The following is a 17,467-nucleotide window of genomic DNA, read 5'->3' on the forward strand; positions in this document are numbered from 1 at the left end:
CAGATTTATGCTGAAGTTTTTTTGGAAATAAGTCTTAGTAAGGTATATCCTGCCAATCCTGAAATTACTGAAGCTGCGAGAATTGCGAATTTTGCTTCATCCTGAATTTCCGGGTGATCTTTAAAGGAAAGCAACGCGATGAAAATCGACATGGTAAAACCAATTCCTGCCAAAAGTCCAACACCAATCATTTGATTCCACGAGCTTTTATCCGGCAAAGTGCTTATTTTCAGTTTGATAAAGACGAATGAAAATAAATTAATTCCTATTACTTTTCCTAAAAATAACCCGAGAATTATCCCGTAACCGAAATTCGTAAACAGACTGTCGACCATCCCATCCTTAAAAGTAATATTGGTATTAGCCAGCGCAAAAAGCGGCATAATTAAGAAGTTCACCGGAAGATGAAGTTTTTGCTCCAGCTTTTCAAGGGGTGAAACTTCTGTATCGGAAACATTTGTCGGAATGGTAAAAGCCAGAAGAACGCCTGCAATAGTTGCGTGAATTCCTGAGTGATGCATGAAATACCAGAGGAAAACTCCGGGAATGATATAAAAAATATGTTTCTTAAACTTCAGGAAATTTAATGCTATTAAAATCGTCACCATCAGAGCACTCAAGCCTAAATAATCCCAGTGAATCTGGTCCGTATAGAAAATTGCAATCACCACAATTGCGCCCAAATCATCAACAATCGCCAGTGCAGCCAAAAATATTTTCAACGAAAGCGGAACACGCTTTCCAAGCATTGAAATAATCGCAAGAGAAAATGCAATATCTGTTGCCATCGGAATTGCCCATCCTTTGACATAATCTGTACCCTGATTAAAAAGAAAGAAGATTAGGGCCGGAACCAACATTCCGCCTAATGCAGCAACAATAGGTAATGAGGCGCTTTTGAAGCTGGAAAGTTCGCCTTCCACGATTTCCCGTTTAATTTCCAGACCGACAAGCAAAAAGAAAATGGCCATCAGACCGTCATTAATCCAAATGCTTAGAGAATAATTCAGGTGAAAGATTTGGGTGCCGATTTTGGTATCGAGTAATCTCTGGAAAGCCTCTCCTGCAGAGGAATTGGCAATAATGAGCGAAACTGCAACACAAATAATGAGTAAAATTCCCGATGATTGTGAACTGTGAAGGAATTTTTTGAAATAATTGGTAATAAGCATGAATATTTTTCCTGGTTTAAAGTCGTTTTACGCGTGAAACACCGTTAATGTTTTTCAGCTGTTTGAAGGTTTCTTCCAGTTGGCTTCTGTTTTTCACCTCGAGGTTGATATTACCCAGGAAAATACCGTTGTTCGATTCAATTGACATGCTTTTCATATCCATATTCATCGAGTTACTGATGACTGCGGTGATGTCGTTGATCATTCCCATTCGGTCAAGACCTTCAATTTCAATTTTAATTCTGTTTTTGAAGCTTTCTTCATTCACCCATTTTGCCGGTAAAACCCGGTAGTCATATTGTGCGCGGAGGTTTATCGCGTTGGGGCAGCCGTCATTATGTACTTTTATTCCGTCCGAAATGGTGATAAATCCAAAGATTTTATCTCCCGGAATCACAGTGCAGCATTTGGCAAAAGAATAATTCATCTTTTCTTCGTCTTTGCCGAAAACAATCAGATCCAGATTGGTGTCAGGCGTTTCGGTGAAAAGTTCGTTTTTATTCGGTGACTTTCGGAAACGCTGCATTATATTACTGAAAAGGCTTTTGCCTTCAGTATATTTTTTAATATCACCTGCATCTAAATCTCCGCTCTGAAAACTCAGAAAAAGTTCCTGAGAAGTTTTCAGATTAAAGAATTTCTGCATTTTGTTTATTTCCTCATCATTGAAATTCAGTTTCGCATGACGCAGTTTTCTCTGCAGAATTTCTTTTCCTTCTTCTACCAGATGATTTTTTTCTGAATTAAGGATCGCCTTAATCTTTGATTTTGCTTTCGAGGTAATCACAAAATCCAGCCAGTCTGCTTTCGGTTTTTGATTTTGGGAAGACAGAATATCGACCTGATCGCCGTTTTGCAGAACATAGGAAATGGGAACTAATTTTCCGTTTACCTTTGCGCCAAGACATTTGGTTCCCAAATCTGAGTGTACAGAGAAAGCAAAATCAAGCGCGGTGGAACCGATCGGAAGAATTTTTATTTCCCCTTTTGGAGTAAAAACAAAAACTTCCTTGGAATACAAGTTGAGTTTGATATTATCTAAAAGTTCCGTCGTACTCAGCGACTGTTGGTTTTCCAACACTTCCCGGATTTCCGTTACCCAGGTTTCGAAATTTTTCTCGTCGCTGTTTTGCCTGAAACCTTCCTTATATTTGTAGTGGGCAGCTACGCCTTTTTCAGCGATATCATCCATTCTTTCGGACCTGATCTGTACCTCAATCCATTTTTTATCAGGACCCAAAACGGTTAAATGCAGACTTTCATAACCTGTCGACCGCGGCTGAGTGATCCAGTCGCGCATACGCTGAGGATTGCTGTGGTAAAGGTCTGTAACGATCGAATAGATTTTCCAGGCGAGAAATTTTTCGTTCTTCGCATCAGAACGGTAAATAATTCTGATCGCGTAATTATCATACACTTCATCGAAAGTGACACCCTGTTTCAGCATTTTCCGGTAGATGGAAGAGATTGCTTTTGCCCGGCCTTTTATTGAAAAATTTAAACCTTCGTCTTCGAGCTGTTCCGAAACTTCTTTTTCAAATTCCTGAATGTATTTTTCCCGGCTTTCTTTGGCGAGTTCAAGACGTTGGGAAATATCAAAATAAACATCGGGATTATTGAATTTCAATGACAAATCCTCAAGTTCAGATTTGATGTTGTACAGGCCAAGACGGTGGGCAAGCGGTGCATAAATATACACGGTTTCCGAAGCGATTTTTTTCTGCTTTTCCGGAGTCATGCTTTCCAGCGTCCGCATGTTGTGAAGCCGGTCTGCAATTTTAATCAGTATCACCCGGAAATCTTCGGAAAGTGTCAGCAGAAGTTTGCGATAGTTTTCAGACTGAATGGAGATATTCTGATGGTTCATCACCGCTATTTTGGTGAGGCCGTTTACAATATCAGCAATTTTTTTCCCGAATATTTTTTTGAGGTCTTCGTAGGTGTAATCAGAATCTTCAATAACGTCGTGCAGAAGCGCACATGCAATGGATGTTGCTCCCAAACCGATTTCGTTTGCCACAATTTTCGCCACTTCAATTGGATGGTAAATATAGGGCTCACCGGTTTTTCGGCGCTGGTCTTTGTGGGCATCCAAAGCAATATCGAACGCTTTCCGGATGAGTTTATTCTGTTCCTCATCCAAAGTGCGGTAGGTATTGGAAATTAAATCTTTGTAGCGCGCAAGAATTTCCTTATTTTCCTGTTCTAAGTCGTATACCATTAAGAAAACTGTTTAAGATACGAAAATAAGTAAAAATGCCAGAATATTGGATAAATATACCCAAAAACCTTCATCTTTAAAAGATAAAAAAGTCCGCTTCATCAACTGAAACGGACCTGTTGTTATTCGTCTTTGCCAAAATTCACTTCAGAGTTTATGCCTGAATGCGGATCATGATGCTTTACTTCGGGTGAAGAATATATTTCGGATTTTGCCCTTAGAGCAACAATTCTTTTTATATAATCGAGAGACTGGGCATCCTTAAATTCGATATTCTCAATTAAGTTTTGATGAATCACTTTATTGTCTGCAAAAACCTGATTTGCTTTTTCTATAGAATCCTTTTCTGTTACTTTTACACTTACTGCCAAACTGTCGTCTTCAAGTGAAGCTTCGTCGTTAAAAAAGGACCGCCAAATGGATGTTTTTACTTCTTTTGCAATAGGTTCGGTATGTAAATAAACGATATAATCAGAATCATTGAAACCTGCGTGTTCTAAGTCTTCAGAAATTTTCTTTGACTGACTTTGGCTGTTAAATAAGCCTGTTATAATTGTAGCCATGATTTCGTGTTTGAATATTCCATACAAATTTTACAAAAAAATCAGGATAAAAACAAGATTTTTGTTTCATTTTTAAGCTTTGAAAATTCGTTGCTCTCATGTTTTCCGAATTCATCGTACTTCAGGAAAAGATTATTCGTTATATTTGAAAATAAAAAGGAAAATGAACAGACTCATTCCCATCATTCTGCTGAGTTCGCAGGTTTTTTTTGCTCAGAATATTGCGCAGAAATTAGATGTTGCGACAAAGAATTTACTCAGTTCTCCTGCTGCATATTCTGCAAATCTTTCGGTTTATGTTGCTGATGAAAGCGGAAATTTCGTTTACGAATATCAGGGAAATCAGGGACTTTCAACGGCATCGACCCAGAAAATTTTCACCGCGGCAGCAGCGCTGGAAACTTTAGGTAAAAACTATCAGTATACGACAACAGCTTTATATTCCGGAACGATTTCTGGCGGTAGTCTTTCGGGAAACCTGTTGATTTCTTCGAACGGTGATCCAACTTTAGGAAGCTGGCGTTATGACAACTATAAACCGGAAAATTTCAGAGAAAAACTCATTGGAGCGCTCAAACAGAAAGGAATTTCTAAAATTTCGGGCGATCTGATAATTGATGATTCTTATTTTGATTCTCAAAAAGTTCCCGGCGGATGGCCGTGGAATGATATGGGAAATTATTACGGAGCCGGAGTTTGGGGCGTAAACTGGCGCGAAAACCAGTTCGACATCAGCATGAACGGAAAGGTCATGAAAGGCATAAACATAGATTTGCCCAATGTGAAATGGATCAACGAGGTGAAAACGGACAGCACTTCGGACCAGAGCATCGTGTTTACAGCGCCTTATTCTGAAGTAGCGATGATTAACGGATCTCTGCCGACCAAATCTTCAACGGTTTCGGGAGCGACTCCCAATCCGCCGCTTTCTCTAGGAAGCGAAATCCAAAAATGGCTGAAAGAATCGGGGATTGAGCTTAAAGGAAAAGTAACCTCTGTTTCGATGCAGAAAATTAACGGTGAAAGTGTGACGGCAACACCTAAAAACAATATTCTTCTGGAATATCAGTCTCCGACGTTAGACAAAATCATTTTCTGGTTTCTGAGAAAAAGTATCAACTTTTATGGCGAAACTTTAATTAAAACTTTAGGAAAGGAAAAGAAAAATGAAGGCAGCTTTGACGCCGGAATTTCCTATCTCAAAGATTTCTGGAAAAGCAGGGGAATCAATCCGACAATGATTAATTTTGCTGATGGCAGCGGACTATCCCCGCAAAATTATGTATCAGCAAGAGCAGAAGTACAGTCGCTGCTTTGGAGCAGAAAACAACCGTGGTTCAATAAGTTTTATAATGGTTTTCCTACGCAGGGCAACGGCATGAAAATTAAGAGCGGAACAATGAAAGACACCAAATCCTATGCAGGATACCACACTGCTAAAGACGGAAAAAAATATGTTTTCGCAATCATCATCAACAATTATCAAAACGGTGACATCGATCAGGTTCTGTTTAAAGTTTTAAATGTTTTAAAATAAAGAGTTTTGATGAAACGGAAAAGTTTTCTTTCTAAAATAAATAACTGGATCATCTATCTTTTGCTCACTGCTGCGGTTGCGGGAGTCGTAATTGCGTCGGTCATTCTGATTGATTATTTAAGAAAGGAAGAAATAAAAAGGATTGAACTTTTTGCCACTGCGATGAAATATCAGCAGGAAGAAATTATTGAGGATCCCATGACGCTTGATCTGCTTTTACAGATCAGCAAGACCAATAATACCATTCCGGTGATTGTAACCGATAAAAACAAGAAACCTATTGGTGTTGATTTTCAAAAGAATATTCCCGAAAATGTTCAGAAAGATCCTAAAAAAATGCTCACTTTGCTCCGGAAAATGGAAAGTTCCTACAAGCCCATTGAACTCCAGATGCCTGACGGAAACAACCAGTATGTTTTTTACACCAACTCCAATCTCCTGAACAATTTAAGGTATACCCCATACATTCTGGGATTGCTTGTGGTTGCTTATATTTCTTTCTCGTTCTGGTTTCTGAGGACCATTAAAAAGACTGATGAAGGTTATGTATGGGCAGGCTTGGCAAAAGAAACTGCGCACCAGATCGGAACACCGCTTTCATCCATGATTGGCTGGATCGAAATTCTCCGCATGGAAAACGAAAACAGTGAAGGCGTAAGAGAAATTGAAAACGACATCAACAGGCTGAAAACGATTTCTGAAAGATTTTCGAAAATAGGCTCTGTTCCTGAGCTTAATGATTTGAATATCAATGAGACCCTGCAGCAGAATTTTGATTATCTGAAATCCAGAATTTCAACAAAAGTTCGCTTCATGCTTATTCTTCCCCACCAGAATGTCCTTATCCCACACAACCGGATTCTTCTAAGCTGGGTAATCGAAAATATCGTAAAAAATGCAGTAGATGCGATGAAAGGTGAAGGAAGACTGGAAATAGAACTGTACGAAAAAAATAAATACATCATTGTCGATTTTAAAGATTCAGGTTCAGGGATGACAAATTTTCAGGCAAGAAATGCATTTAAAGCAGGATATTCCACAAAAAGGCGAGGTTGGGGATTAGGATTGTCTCTTGCAAAAAGAGTGATTAAAGAATACCACAACGGCGATATAAAAATCGCCCACACCGAAGTCGGGAAAGGAACCACGTTCCGTATCCAGATGAAAAATTCTTGATTTTTAAGGTAAACCTCTGTTTATCAGTTCATAAATATTATGTAATTTCGTAGGAAACTAATAATATTTATCATGAAAAAACTAATTTTCCTTTCTTTTTTAATAACTTTTATGTGTTCTAATGCACAGATTCTGGACTTGCTGAAAGATAAGGTTAAAGACAAAACAATGTCTTTCGCCGGCGAAAAAGTGATTAATGCCATTACCACTGAAGCCATTACTACCAATTTTAAAGACTGCAATACAACAGACGTGAAAAGTCCAGGTTTTGGAGTGAATGAAAAATTTACCGATCTGTGCAATGAGAAATTTTCTCAGACTGACGGATATATTCTGAAACCCGGCTTCTACCAGATTAAACTGAAAAGCTTCTGTCTGAAAGCAGGAACTTACGCGCCAAGCAAAGGAGATGGATATATTTATGCTCCATTAAAAGGGCCGAAAAAAGAAATCATTGACGCATTAGTGAAAAACTGGTATAACAATCAGGAGATTCCGCAGCAGAAAGTGCAGTCGTTAATTTGGGCAGTTATTGCAAAATCAAGTTTAAAAAATCTGGATAATGAAAGTAAACTGGTAGCAGCTAAACTGCTGTCGAAAGACCAGCTTTTGAAACTTTCAAAAATGGGTCTCGATTTTATTCCCGCAAGCGTTATGGATAAAGCGAAAAGCAATCTTCTGCAGCCCGTGCAGGTCGCTTTGGATGCTGAAAATAAGATCAGAAATTTTTTCAGTACGTCTTCCTCAAATTATGCCGATCTTGAAAGACTTGCAATGATTTCAGGCATCAATCCCGAGAAATCTGACGTGCAGTACGGTACATGGGGTCTGCAGCCCGAAGGATATTGGATATCTTACCAACCGCATGGGTACCGGGAGATGGAGGTGAAAATTTATGTGCCTTCGACCGTATCTTCTGTGAATTTCATTCCGTCCGATCATGTCGCGGTTCCGGCGAACACTTCCAGCCAGAGACTGATGCTTTCGGATATGCTCAACTGTAATTAAACTTAATAAAAAGAGGCGACTTTGTGTAGCCGCCTCTTTTGTCAAATTAAGTTTTATATTTTCTTGTAAATCACGTAGTAATTCGGATTAAATTCCACCGGATTTTCACTGTTCAGTTTCACCGTTTGCCATTCGGTGGTAGGATTGATCAGTTGATTATCTTTAAGCCTCAAAGGAAGCGAAAACTTATCAACCACATTGCTGTAACGGAATTTCAGGATGTTTCCGGTTTGCGAATATTCAAGGTTTGGGATTTTTACCGTTCGTAAATACTGATTGAAAACTGAGGAAAAATCAATACCGGATTTCTGCGAAATATAATCTTCAATCTGCTTCGTCGTGACGGTCTGATGGTAGAAATCCTTATTCAAACCTCTTAAGATCTGCCTGAATTTTTCATCATCATTAATCACCTGTCGAATGGTGTGAAGCATATTGGCGCCTTTAGGATACATATCGCTGCTCCCTTCGTTTCTTATGCCGTAATGCCCGATAATCGGTTTGTCATTCTGAATGCTTTTCCGCACGCCGATAATATACTTTTCTGCAGCGTCTTTATCCATATAGTTTTCTGTGAAAAGGGTTTCCGAATAACTGGTAAATCCTTCATGAACCCACATATCGGCCTGGTCTTTGGCCGTGATATTGTTTGCAAACCATTCGTGACCGGTTTCGTGAATAATAATGAAATCCCAGTTTAGGCCAACTCCGGTTCCGGACAAATCTCTTCCTAAATAACCGTTTGCGTAGTTATTTCCGTACGCAACGCTGCTCTGATGTTCCATTCCCAAATAAGGGCTTTCGACCAATTTATAAGAATCTTCGTAGAAAGGATAAGGCCCGAACCAATATTCAAAAGCCTTCATCATTGGTTTTACCTGCTGGAACTGCTTTTTCGCCTTTTCTAAATTATAATCCAAAACCCAGTAATCTAAATCGAGTTTTCCTTTTTCGCCGTCATAAGAATCTTTAAAATTCACATACTTCCCAACATTCGGAACAATAGAGTAGGCATTGATTGGGTTTTTCACTTCCCAGGTGAAGATATTTCTGTTTTTCTCGCTGGTCTTTTTAATAAGGCGGCCGTTTCCGACACCCACGAGATCTTTGGGCGTAATAATTTTCATCACGATTCCGCGGTCGGGTTCGTCGCTCCAGATATCTTTTACGGGAAGCCAAACGGATGCACCTTCACCTTCCTGAGCAACACTGATAAAAGGGTTTCCGTTATTGTCTTTGCTGAAAACCCAGCCGCCGTCCCAAGGCGCTTTTTTGGCGATCTTCGGATTTCCGGAAAACTGAATGTTGAATGAACAGGTGTCACCTTTCTTAATAGTTTTTTTTGCTTCAATAAAAATGAAATCACCGTCTCTTTTTGAAGTGTATTTTTTATCAGAACCAATCAGTTTATAATTCATCGGCTGCTGCAGATCAATTTGAAATACCGGATTCGTAACATCTTTTGTGATTTCAAAAGTAATTTTATTGGTTCCTGAAACTGATTTTTTATCAAAATCGGGTTCAACGGAAAGTTCATATTTTTTCACATCCCAAAAATTCCTGAATGAAGTGTTGGAGCCTTTCAGGGAATCTTCTCTTTGAGGAGCATCATTTTTTGGGAAGAGATTTTGCGCAGAGGAAATTCCGTACAGTAAAATAAGTGCGGCAAACGTAAGTTTTTTCATATTAATTTTGAGTATAGCGAAAACAAAGATAAATATTATTTGAATGCAGAAAATATCCTTTTCCGCTTTGGCTCGCTTTGTGTTCGGAAAAATGAGTATTTTTGAAAAAATTATCTGAATGAAAATTAGAAACCTTATTGCTGTTTTGGCTTTCACCTTGCTTTTTTCCTGTAATAAAGACAAGGAAATTCTCAATACTTTAAATGAGTATAACACCACAATGGAAGCCAAAGGTTATCATTTTGGTGACGCTTTGGCACTTCCGAAAGAAGTTACTGATAATGCTGAAAGTATTTCGATCAGTTTTGGCGATAAAGAAACTTCCAGCCTTGTCGTAGACCCGAAATTTTTCACTTTGGGTGATAATGCGGTAACTTTTAATATCAAAAAGAAAAACGGAGAATTTCTTACTCAGGATGCTACCATCAATGTTTTTGCTAAAAACCCGGAAGCAAAACTCAGTTATGAGATTGTCAAAGACTATCCCCACGATCCGAAAAATTTCGTTCAGGGATTTCAGATTGAAGGAAATGTAATATATGAATCTGACGGTCAAAACGGCTCTTCGAGAATAATGAAGTATAATCTGGGAACCACAACTCCTTTGGTTTCAACACCGCAGTCTGCAGAGATTTTTTCTGAAGGTGCAGCTATTGTTGGCGACAAAGTATATCAGTTGACCTGGAAGAATAAAAAAGGTTTTGTTTACAATAAAAGCGATTTAAGCCTCATCAGGGAATTTGCTTATCCAAATGTGATTGGCGAAGGTTGGGGTTTAACTTATGACGGTAAAAACCTGATCCTTTCTGACGGAACCAAAAATATCTATTTTCTTGATGTGAATGATCCTTCAAAAATCGTCCGTTATATTTCGGTGGCAGGCAGTACCGAGGCTTACGAGCAGCTTAATGAACTGGAATATCATAATGGGTTTATCTATGCCAACGTTTGGCAAAAACCGATTATCCTCAAAATAAATCCGGCAAACGGCGAAGTGGTAGGAAAATTTGATTTCTCAGAAATTGCAAAACGTCACACGACAAATGAGGACGACGTTCTCAACGGAATCGCTTTCAAAGGCGACAATATGTTGGTCACGGGAAAGAACTGGGACAAGATTTACGAAGTCGTAATCAAGTAAAATTACTGACTGTATCTTAAAATGACGTTTTTATCGACGTCATTTTTTATATTTGATAAAATCATTCAGTTTGAAAATTATACCTTTCATATTCTTTTTTATCTGCTGCGGCTTTTCGGCTCAGCAAAATCTGCCTTTTGACTCTTTGCGATTAAAAGATGTGAAAGATTTATTTGCGGACGATTACGGAAATATTTATCTCTATAAAAGCAAAGATTTCAGTTTTACTAAATATGACTCGCTCGGGAAACAGAAAGGGAAACTGATGTTTGCACTTCCTTTTAAAATTCAGTCGGTGCAGAATCCTTTGAATATTCCTTCTTTTTCGGAAAATGCGCAGGAACTGAAATTATATGATCAGAATTTAAATGAAATTCAAACCGTAAATTTCCGTCAGAAATTTGGAATGATCAAAATGGCGTATGCTGAGGATCTACAGCAGATCTGGCTGCTGGATGAAAGCAGCAAACGTTTGATCCAGTATGCTTTCCGGGACGACAGAATTATCAATTCATATCCTTTTGATATTGATTTTGAGCATATCATCGATCTTCTTGCTTATAACAATAAAGTATACGTTTTAACCAAAAATCATTTTTCTGGCTATAATTTCAAATCAGAAAAAATATTTGAGATTCCTTCCGAAAACGGAAAACGTCTCCGACGGGAGAACGACAATATTCTGGTTCTCAGCAAAAATGCGGTTAAAAAACTCGTCAGCAATTCACTGATTACTGTTTTCAAAGAAGAAAAAGCGCAAATTGTGGATAAAAACTCAGCTTCTAATTTTGTTATCAAAGACAACAAACTTTATCTTTACCCCATTCAAAAAGAGCCGGCAAAGAAGTAAAAATATTTCATTTTTATTATGCTTTACCGGCAAGTTTCACCGAACTTTTAAACAAATTTAGGAATGCACATTGCGGTAACAGGAAATATCGGCGCGGGAAAAACTACATTAACAACGATGTTATCAAAACATTACGGTTGGGATGCGCAGTTCGAGGATGTAGATCATAACCCTTATCTGGAAGATTTTTATGCGGATATGAGCAAGTGGAGTTTTGCGCTGCAGATTTACTTTCTTGGAAGCCGTTTCCGACAGGTTAAAGAAATCCGCGACAGTGGCAAAAATATTATTCAGGACCGAACGATCTATGAAGATGCCCACATTTTCGCTGAAAACCTTAATGATATGAGCCTTCTGACTGACCGTGACTTTAATAATTACTCTGCTGTGTTTGATTTGATGAAAAGTTTCGTTTCGGCACCGGATTTGCTGATTTATCTGAAGTCGGATGTTCCCAATCTGGTAAAGAAAATTTACAAACGCGGACGCGACTATGAAGCAACGATTTCCATTGAATATCTTTCCAAACTCAACCAGAAATATGAAAAGTGGATCTCGGGCTACAAAGAAGGAAAATTGCTGATTATTGAAGTTGATGATTTGGATTTTGTGGAAAGACCTGAAGATTTCGGGTATATTTTGGAAAGAATAGAAACAGAATTGCACGGATTGTTTTAGATTAATGTGAAATGTTAATCTGAGCTTTGACAGCAGGTTTTCAGAAAATTAACATTATATCATTAAAAAACTAAACGTCATGATAAAAGTTCTTTATAATCATTCGTGTTCAAAATCCCGTGCGATTTTAGAGCATCTGGACGAAAATAATGTTCCGTTTGAGATTATAGATTTTGTTGAAAATCCGCTCTCTGAAATGGAACTGAAAACGATTCTGAAAAAACTTAACACCGATGTTCACGGCCTGATCCGTAAAAGTGATCCTTTGTATAAAGAAAAATATGCAGATAAGGAACTGTCAGACGATGAATGGGTAAAGATATTGATTGAAAATCCATCATTAATTCAGCGGCCGATTCTCATCAAAGGGCATATTGCAATGATCGCAAGACCTGTTGAAAATGTAAAATTTTTTATTGAAAATTAATAAATAGAAATTTATTTTAAGCTTTCAAAAGCTTTTTCAAGTTTCGAATATTTAAAATCAAATCCCAGTGATTTGATTTTTTTATTGGAAGCGCGGGTTCCTTCAAGAATAATTGAACTCATTTCCCCAAAAATTAATTTCATAACGAAGCCGGGAACATTGATGGGAAGGAAAGACTTTCCGGAAATATCGGCAAGCGTTTTCATAAACTTTTCATTGGTGGGGATTTCATCTGCAACTGCATTAAATTTTCCCTTTATCTGAGGGTTTTCAAGAGCAAAAACATACATATCGACCAGATCGTCAATGTGGATCCAGTTCATCCACTGTTTTCCCGAACCCACCGCAGAACCGATGTTGAAATCCACTGTCTTTTTCAACATCGGAAATCCACCGCCATTTTTTGCCAAAACCATAGAAGTCCTTAAACACACGACTTTATCAGCTATATCAGAAAAACGATTGGCAGACTTCTCCCAGTCTTCACAAAGTTTTGCCAGAAAATCATGTTTGATAATTCCGGAGTTTTCGTCCAGAATTTGATCAGAAGTAAAAGTTCCGTAATAATTGATTCCTGAAGCGGAAATGAAGGATTTTAGATGAATGTTGTGTTTAACGCAATATTTTTTTAAAAGTTCGGCAGTATTAATCCTGCTGGCGAATAATTCCTTTTTATATTCATCTGTCCATTTTTCACTGATGCTTGCACCGGCAAGATGAATGATAGAATCCAGATTTTCAAAGGCTTTTTCGTCAATAAACTGCTCGGCGATGTTCCACTGAAATTCATCAGGTTTTACAGCATTGCTTCTGGTTAAGATCCGGACCGTATGATTTCTTTCTCTGAGTTTTTTCACTAAAGATTGCCCAATCAGCCCGTTTCCGCCTGTGATCAAAACATTCATTTTTCTTCTGTTTTTCAGCTTTTAAAGCATCATTACGCCCTGGATCTTTCCTACCTCTTTGTAAATTTTAATAACCTGATCTGCGTCAAGCACAAAAGCGTTAATGCTGATGGAAGTATATTTTCCGTTTTTGCTTTCTTTGGTGTTCAGCGTGAACTTTATGTCATCAAAAACCCTGTAGATTTCGGTGTGTTTCGCTTCTTCGTTAGTAATGATGAATTTAAAAAGATAATCTTCCGGAAAATTGTGGGTAGCCTCCAGTTTTTCTTTCAGTGAGGCATAAAATTCGTCCGGATTTAAATTGGTTTGGTTATCAATGATATTGACCATTTCTTTTGTTTTAAGTGTTTAAAAAAAGTTTCCGACAAAGCGGAAACTCAAAATTAAAGATATTTTTTCAGATTACTTCATGCCGCTCAAAGAATTCAGGATTGTTGCTGAATTCTGCTGCTCGTGGCTCTGAATAATATTGAAAAGACCGTTAACCATTTGTTGAGAGGCAAACCTGCTGATTCCGCCAGTAATTGAACTGTTGGAGTTCTGTCCTCCAAAAATGGAACCCAAAATATTGGATCCTGCCAAAGCACTGTTTAATGAACTTACAAGCCCGAACTCATTCAGTTTTGCATCTACCTTCGGTGCAATTGCAGCCATTAACTGTTCAGAAGTTCTTTCTTTGAGAATTTGAGTTGCAGCACCGGTTCCTCCCTGCGCGATTCTTGCCGCGTCCTCCGCAGTAAGACTGTTCACTGCATTCACCAGAATTGGCCGCGAAGTGTCTACGGTAAAAGCCGCAGCCTGCGCGATATATTCTTTTTCTTTTTGTACTAAATTGTTCAGACCCAGTTTCTGTAAAGTGCTGTTCACATCTTTTAGCTGCTGAGGAAGTGCAGCGTCAATAAGCTGATTGGCGAGAAAACTGTCTTTATTGCTGAAAATATTGAGTCCTTTTGTAATTCCTCCCAGAAGAATCTGTTTCAAAACTGCTAAACCTACACTGGATGTGGCCAAAGCCAGGCAGGATTGTGTAGTGGTTCCTAGGGTAGCAACAGCCATTGTTGCCACTAATATTGTATTTCTTCTCATGCTGATTTTTTTTTGAAGTTAATGGGTATTGTTTCTCAAAAATTAAGCCAATTTTAAAAGACCCGAAATCAAGGGATTAACATAATTTTAAATTAAAGTTAACATGATGTTAATTTTATTTTCTAACTTTGAGATAATAAAGCCGAAAAGTTAAATTATAACCCGGATTTTAAAAACAAAAACTACTATATGAAACACATTAATTTAAAAGCACCTTGCTTGGTTGCTGCGTTATACTTCGGTATGAATGTCAGTGCGCAGGTCGTTTCACAGGACTCTTTAAAAGAACAGAAAATTGAAGAGGTGGTGATGATTGGTTATGGGAACCAAAAAAAGGAGAATGTCACCGGAAGTATTGGTTTAATTAGTGCAAAAGATTTGGCAGATAAGCCGAACCCTAATCCAATAAGTTCAATACAGGGTAAGGTTGCGGGTGTGCAAATCTTAAATTCCGGTGCGCCTGGAGGATCGCCGAGAGTGGATATACGGGGGATCAGTTCTATTTCCGGTAAAACGGTATTTATTGTAGACGGGATGATTACCAATGATATTTCGTTTCTGAATCCTCAGGATATTGAATCGATGAGTATTTTGAAAGATCCTTCGAGTTTGGCAATTTTCGGTGCGCAGGCATCAAACGGTGCCGTCATTATTAAAACCAAATCAGGAAAAGGAAAGACTGTATTTAATTTCAACACTTATGTGGGGATAAAAACAGTAACGAATATTCCTAAAATGGTAAATTCTGATCAGTACGTTGAGCTGTATAATGAAAAGCTGAGAAACGATGGCGTGACGGACCCAACTAAATTCTTGGACCGTTCTAAAATTGCAGCAGATACAGATTGGTTTAAAGAAGTTTTCAACCCCGGAATTATTAATTCAACTGATTTTTCTGCTGCCGGAAAACTGAAAGATTTAGGTTATTTTTTAAGTGTAGGATATTTAAATGATGGCGGAACTCTTGCTGCAGGACGTGGCGTGAATTCAGGAAATGATTTCAGGAAATTTACAACAAGAGCGAACCTTACCTATAAAATTAACCCGAACATTACGGTAGGTAATAACTTCACATGGAGTCAAATCAATACCAATAACGCTAATAATCCATTGTTAACAGCATACGGAGCTCCACCGATTTATTATCCTATTAATCCGGCAACAGGGAATTACGATTATTTTTCTGTCGTATCGATAGCCAACCCACGCGCAACTTTGGATTTATTAAGATCTAAGAATGACGAAAACCGTATTTTAGAAAATGTTTGGGGAGAAGTTAAATTCCTGAAAGATTTTACCTTAAGAATCAGTTATGCTTTAGATCATAGAAATATTAATAAATATGACTACAACGCGATAAATAATTATAACCCTAACGGTACTCCAACGAGAGCGACTCTTGAAGATTTCGATCTTTTTTATAAAAGTTATGTTTGGGATAACACGCTTAAATGGAAAAAAACCATAAATAACCATAACTTAGAAATTCTGGGAGGTTTTTCCCGAACTGAGGACCATCATAACGGAGTTTACAGAAAATCATGGGACGTAAATTTTAACGGGAATGACAGTTCACTGGATGTGTTTTCGGGAGCAGATTTGTTCGTTAGAGACAATATCCAATACGCCGGAAAATTAGATCCTTATAAAAACAGAATTGAATCACTTTTTGGCAGAATCAATTATGATTATGCAGGGAAATACTTATTAAATGCATCAGTGAGAAGAGATGGTGCTACAGGTTTTTCTTCCGATGACCGGTATAGAACCTTCCCCGCGGTAAGTGCAGGTTGGGTAATATCCAAAGAAAATTTCATGAGTCAACAGAATGTTTTTGATTTATTAAAATTGAGAGCAAGCTGGGGTAAACTTGGAAATCCGGAAGTGCCAAGAAAGTATACACTTACAACAACGGTTTTCAATGACGGAGCTTATTATGGCGGTGCCGGTTATAATGCGGAAACGATTACAGAAGTAATTGATCCAACGATCGGCTGGGAAACGACAGAAGGTAAAGATTTCGGAATTGAAATGGCTTTTCTGCAGAATAAATTAAAAATTGAAGCGACCTATTTTGACAAAGATTCCAAAGATATAGTGTACGCCATTAATCAGCCAGCGATTTCAGGAGCCAGCAACAACTCCAATTTTGTTACCAATGCTTACTCTTTTAATAACAAGGGTTTTGAAGGTTCTGTAAGTTTTGACAAAAACATCAGTGAAAAAGTGCGTTTTGGGTTGTATGGTAATATCACTACACTTAAAAACCAAATTACTGAGGTTTATGGAGGGTCTTTCAATGAGCCGGGAGCCCATTTATTCGGGAATACATTAGTTAGATTGCAGCTTGGGCAGCCTGTGGGATCTTTCTATGGTTATCAAGTGGAAGGAATTTTCCAGAACCAGAACGAAGTAAATGCTGCTCCAACGCAAAACGGAAAAAAAGCGGGCGGATTCAGATTTGCTGATTTAGACGGCAATGGACTTATTGACGAAAGAGACAAAACATTCCTTGGAAGTCCAGTTCCTAAATTTACTTACGGATTTGGTTTTAATTTAAATGTTTCCGATTTCGATTTTGCGGTAGATTTCCAAGGAGTTTACGGTAATAAAATTTACAATTATAACCGCGAACAGCGTTTTAGTAACGAAAGCTGGGATCTGGATATGTATAATAACAGATGGCACGGAGAAGGAACATCAAATTCCTATGCGATGATCACCAACGACCAGGCTATTATTTTACCCAACAGTTTCTATGTAGAAGACGGAAGTTTCTTCAGAATCAGAAATATTCTAATGGGATATAATTTCTCAAAAAATATTACCCAATCGATGAATATTGAAAAAATGAGGATTTATGTAAGCGCGCAGAATCCATTTACAAGTTTCAAATACCACGGTTTTTCACCAGAAATTCTGAATACGGATAGAGTACAGATGGGAATTGATAATAATATCTATCCAATCGCAGCGATCTACACTTTTGGGATGACTTTAACTTTTTAAAATTGAATT

15 protein-coding genes are annotated in these 17,467 nt (G+C 38.0%); 8 read left to right on the plus strand and 7 right to left on the minus strand.

Annotated features, from left to right (window positions below; translation table 11 throughout):
* Positions 1–5: 5 nt before the first annotated feature.
* The 3 genes from nhaA to KSK37_RS02085 all read right to left on the minus strand — a co-directional run bounded on the left by nhaA (position 6) and on the right by KSK37_RS02085 (position 3,956).
* Entirely contained in the window at positions 6–1,172 is a 1,167-nt protein-coding gene (gene nhaA, locus KSK37_RS02075; RefSeq protein WP_217199152.1) for a Na+/H+ antiporter NhaA, read from the minus strand.
* 16 nt (positions 1,173–1,188) lie between these two features.
* On the minus strand, positions 1,189–3,393 hold the full coding sequence (locus KSK37_RS02080) for a RelA/SpoT family protein (protein ID WP_088358123.1): 2,205 nt from the start codon (positions 3,391–3,393) through the stop codon (positions 1,189–1,191).
* A gap of 122 nt (positions 3,394–3,515) precedes the next feature.
* Positions 3,516–3,956 (minus strand): hypothetical protein, encoded by a 441-nt coding sequence (locus KSK37_RS02085; RefSeq protein ID WP_088358122.1) that lies wholly within the window; start codon positions 3,954–3,956, stop codon positions 3,516–3,518.
* 163 nt (positions 3,957–4,119) lie between these two features.
* Here KSK37_RS02085 and dacB point away from each other — a divergent pair, with 163 nt between their 5' ends.
* From dacB to KSK37_RS02100, 3 genes are all read left to right on the plus strand, one after another.
* Complete coding sequence (gene dacB, locus KSK37_RS02090) at positions 4,120–5,493, plus strand: D-alanyl-D-alanine carboxypeptidase/D-alanyl-D-alanine endopeptidase (RefSeq protein ID WP_217199154.1); 1,374 nt, start codon at positions 4,120–4,122, stop codon at positions 5,491–5,493.
* 9 nt (positions 5,494–5,502) lie between these two features.
* On the plus strand, positions 5,503–6,669 hold the full coding sequence (locus KSK37_RS02095; protein WP_088358120.1) for a sensor histidine kinase: 1,167 nt from the start codon (positions 5,503–5,505) through the stop codon (positions 6,667–6,669).
* Between the two features lie 72 nt (positions 6,670–6,741).
* Positions 6,742–7,677: a hypothetical protein gene (locus KSK37_RS02100; RefSeq protein ID WP_217199156.1), complete on the plus strand. Its 936-nt coding sequence runs from the start codon at positions 6,742–6,744 to the stop codon at positions 7,675–7,677.
* A 53-nt stretch (positions 7,678–7,730) separates the two neighbouring features.
* Here KSK37_RS02100 and KSK37_RS02105 read toward each other — a convergent pair whose 3' ends face one another.
* The gene (locus KSK37_RS02105; RefSeq protein ID WP_217199158.1) at positions 7,731–9,362 is read right to left on the minus strand and encodes a M1 family metallopeptidase; all 1,632 of its coding nucleotides are present in this window, start codon (positions 9,360–9,362) and stop codon (positions 7,731–7,733) included.
* 118 nt (positions 9,363–9,480) lie between these two features.
* Here KSK37_RS02105 and KSK37_RS02110 point away from each other — a divergent pair, with 118 nt between their 5' ends.
* From KSK37_RS02110 to KSK37_RS02125, 4 genes are all read left to right on the plus strand, one after another.
* Positions 9,481–10,503, plus strand: coding sequence for a glutaminyl-peptide cyclotransferase (locus tag KSK37_RS02110; RefSeq protein ID WP_217199160.1), 1,023 nt, complete (start codon positions 9,481–9,483; stop codon positions 10,501–10,503).
* 160 nt (positions 10,504–10,663) lie between these two features.
* Entirely contained in the window at positions 10,664–11,353 is a 690-nt protein-coding gene (locus KSK37_RS02115; protein ID WP_343216970.1) for a hypothetical protein, read from the plus strand.
* Positions 11,354–11,416: 63 nt separating this feature from the next.
* The gene (locus tag KSK37_RS02120; RefSeq protein WP_088358116.1) at positions 11,417–12,031 is read left to right on the plus strand and encodes a deoxynucleoside kinase; all 615 of its coding nucleotides are present in this window, start codon (positions 11,417–11,419) and stop codon (positions 12,029–12,031) included.
* A 79-nt stretch (positions 12,032–12,110) separates the two neighbouring features.
* Positions 12,111–12,458 (plus strand): ArsC/Spx/MgsR family protein, encoded by a 348-nt coding sequence (locus KSK37_RS02125; RefSeq protein ID WP_217199164.1) that lies wholly within the window; start codon positions 12,111–12,113, stop codon positions 12,456–12,458.
* Positions 12,459–12,469: 11 nt separating this feature from the next.
* Here KSK37_RS02125 and KSK37_RS02130 read toward each other — a convergent pair whose 3' ends face one another.
* The 3 genes from KSK37_RS02130 to KSK37_RS02140 all read right to left on the minus strand — a co-directional run bounded on the left by KSK37_RS02130 (position 12,470) and on the right by KSK37_RS02140 (position 14,449).
* Complete coding sequence (locus KSK37_RS02130) at positions 12,470–13,363, minus strand: TIGR01777 family oxidoreductase (protein ID WP_217199165.1); 894 nt, start codon at positions 13,361–13,363, stop codon at positions 12,470–12,472.
* A gap of 21 nt (positions 13,364–13,384) precedes the next feature.
* A complete protein-coding gene (locus tag KSK37_RS02135) occupies positions 13,385–13,693 on the minus strand; it encodes a DUF493 domain-containing protein (RefSeq protein ID WP_088358113.1) in 309 nt (102 codons plus the stop codon).
* A 72-nt stretch (positions 13,694–13,765) separates the two neighbouring features.
* Positions 13,766–14,449 carry a DUF4197 family protein gene (locus tag KSK37_RS02140; RefSeq protein WP_088358112.1) on the minus strand — a complete coding sequence of 228 codons (684 nt, stop codon included), beginning with the start codon at positions 14,447–14,449 and terminating at the stop codon, positions 13,766–13,768.
* 189 nt (positions 14,450–14,638) lie between these two features.
* Here KSK37_RS02140 and KSK37_RS02145 point away from each other — a divergent pair, with 189 nt between their 5' ends.
* The gene (locus tag KSK37_RS02145) at positions 14,639–17,458 is read left to right on the plus strand and encodes a SusC/RagA family TonB-linked outer membrane protein (RefSeq protein WP_217199168.1); all 2,820 of its coding nucleotides are present in this window, start codon (positions 14,639–14,641) and stop codon (positions 17,456–17,458) included.
* The last annotated feature ends 9 nt before the right edge of the window (positions 17,459–17,467 follow it).

This window comes from Kaistella soli (assembly GCF_019038595.1).
GTDB classification, from domain to species: Bacteria; Bacteroidota; Bacteroidia; order Flavobacteriales; family Weeksellaceae; genus Kaistella; species Kaistella soli.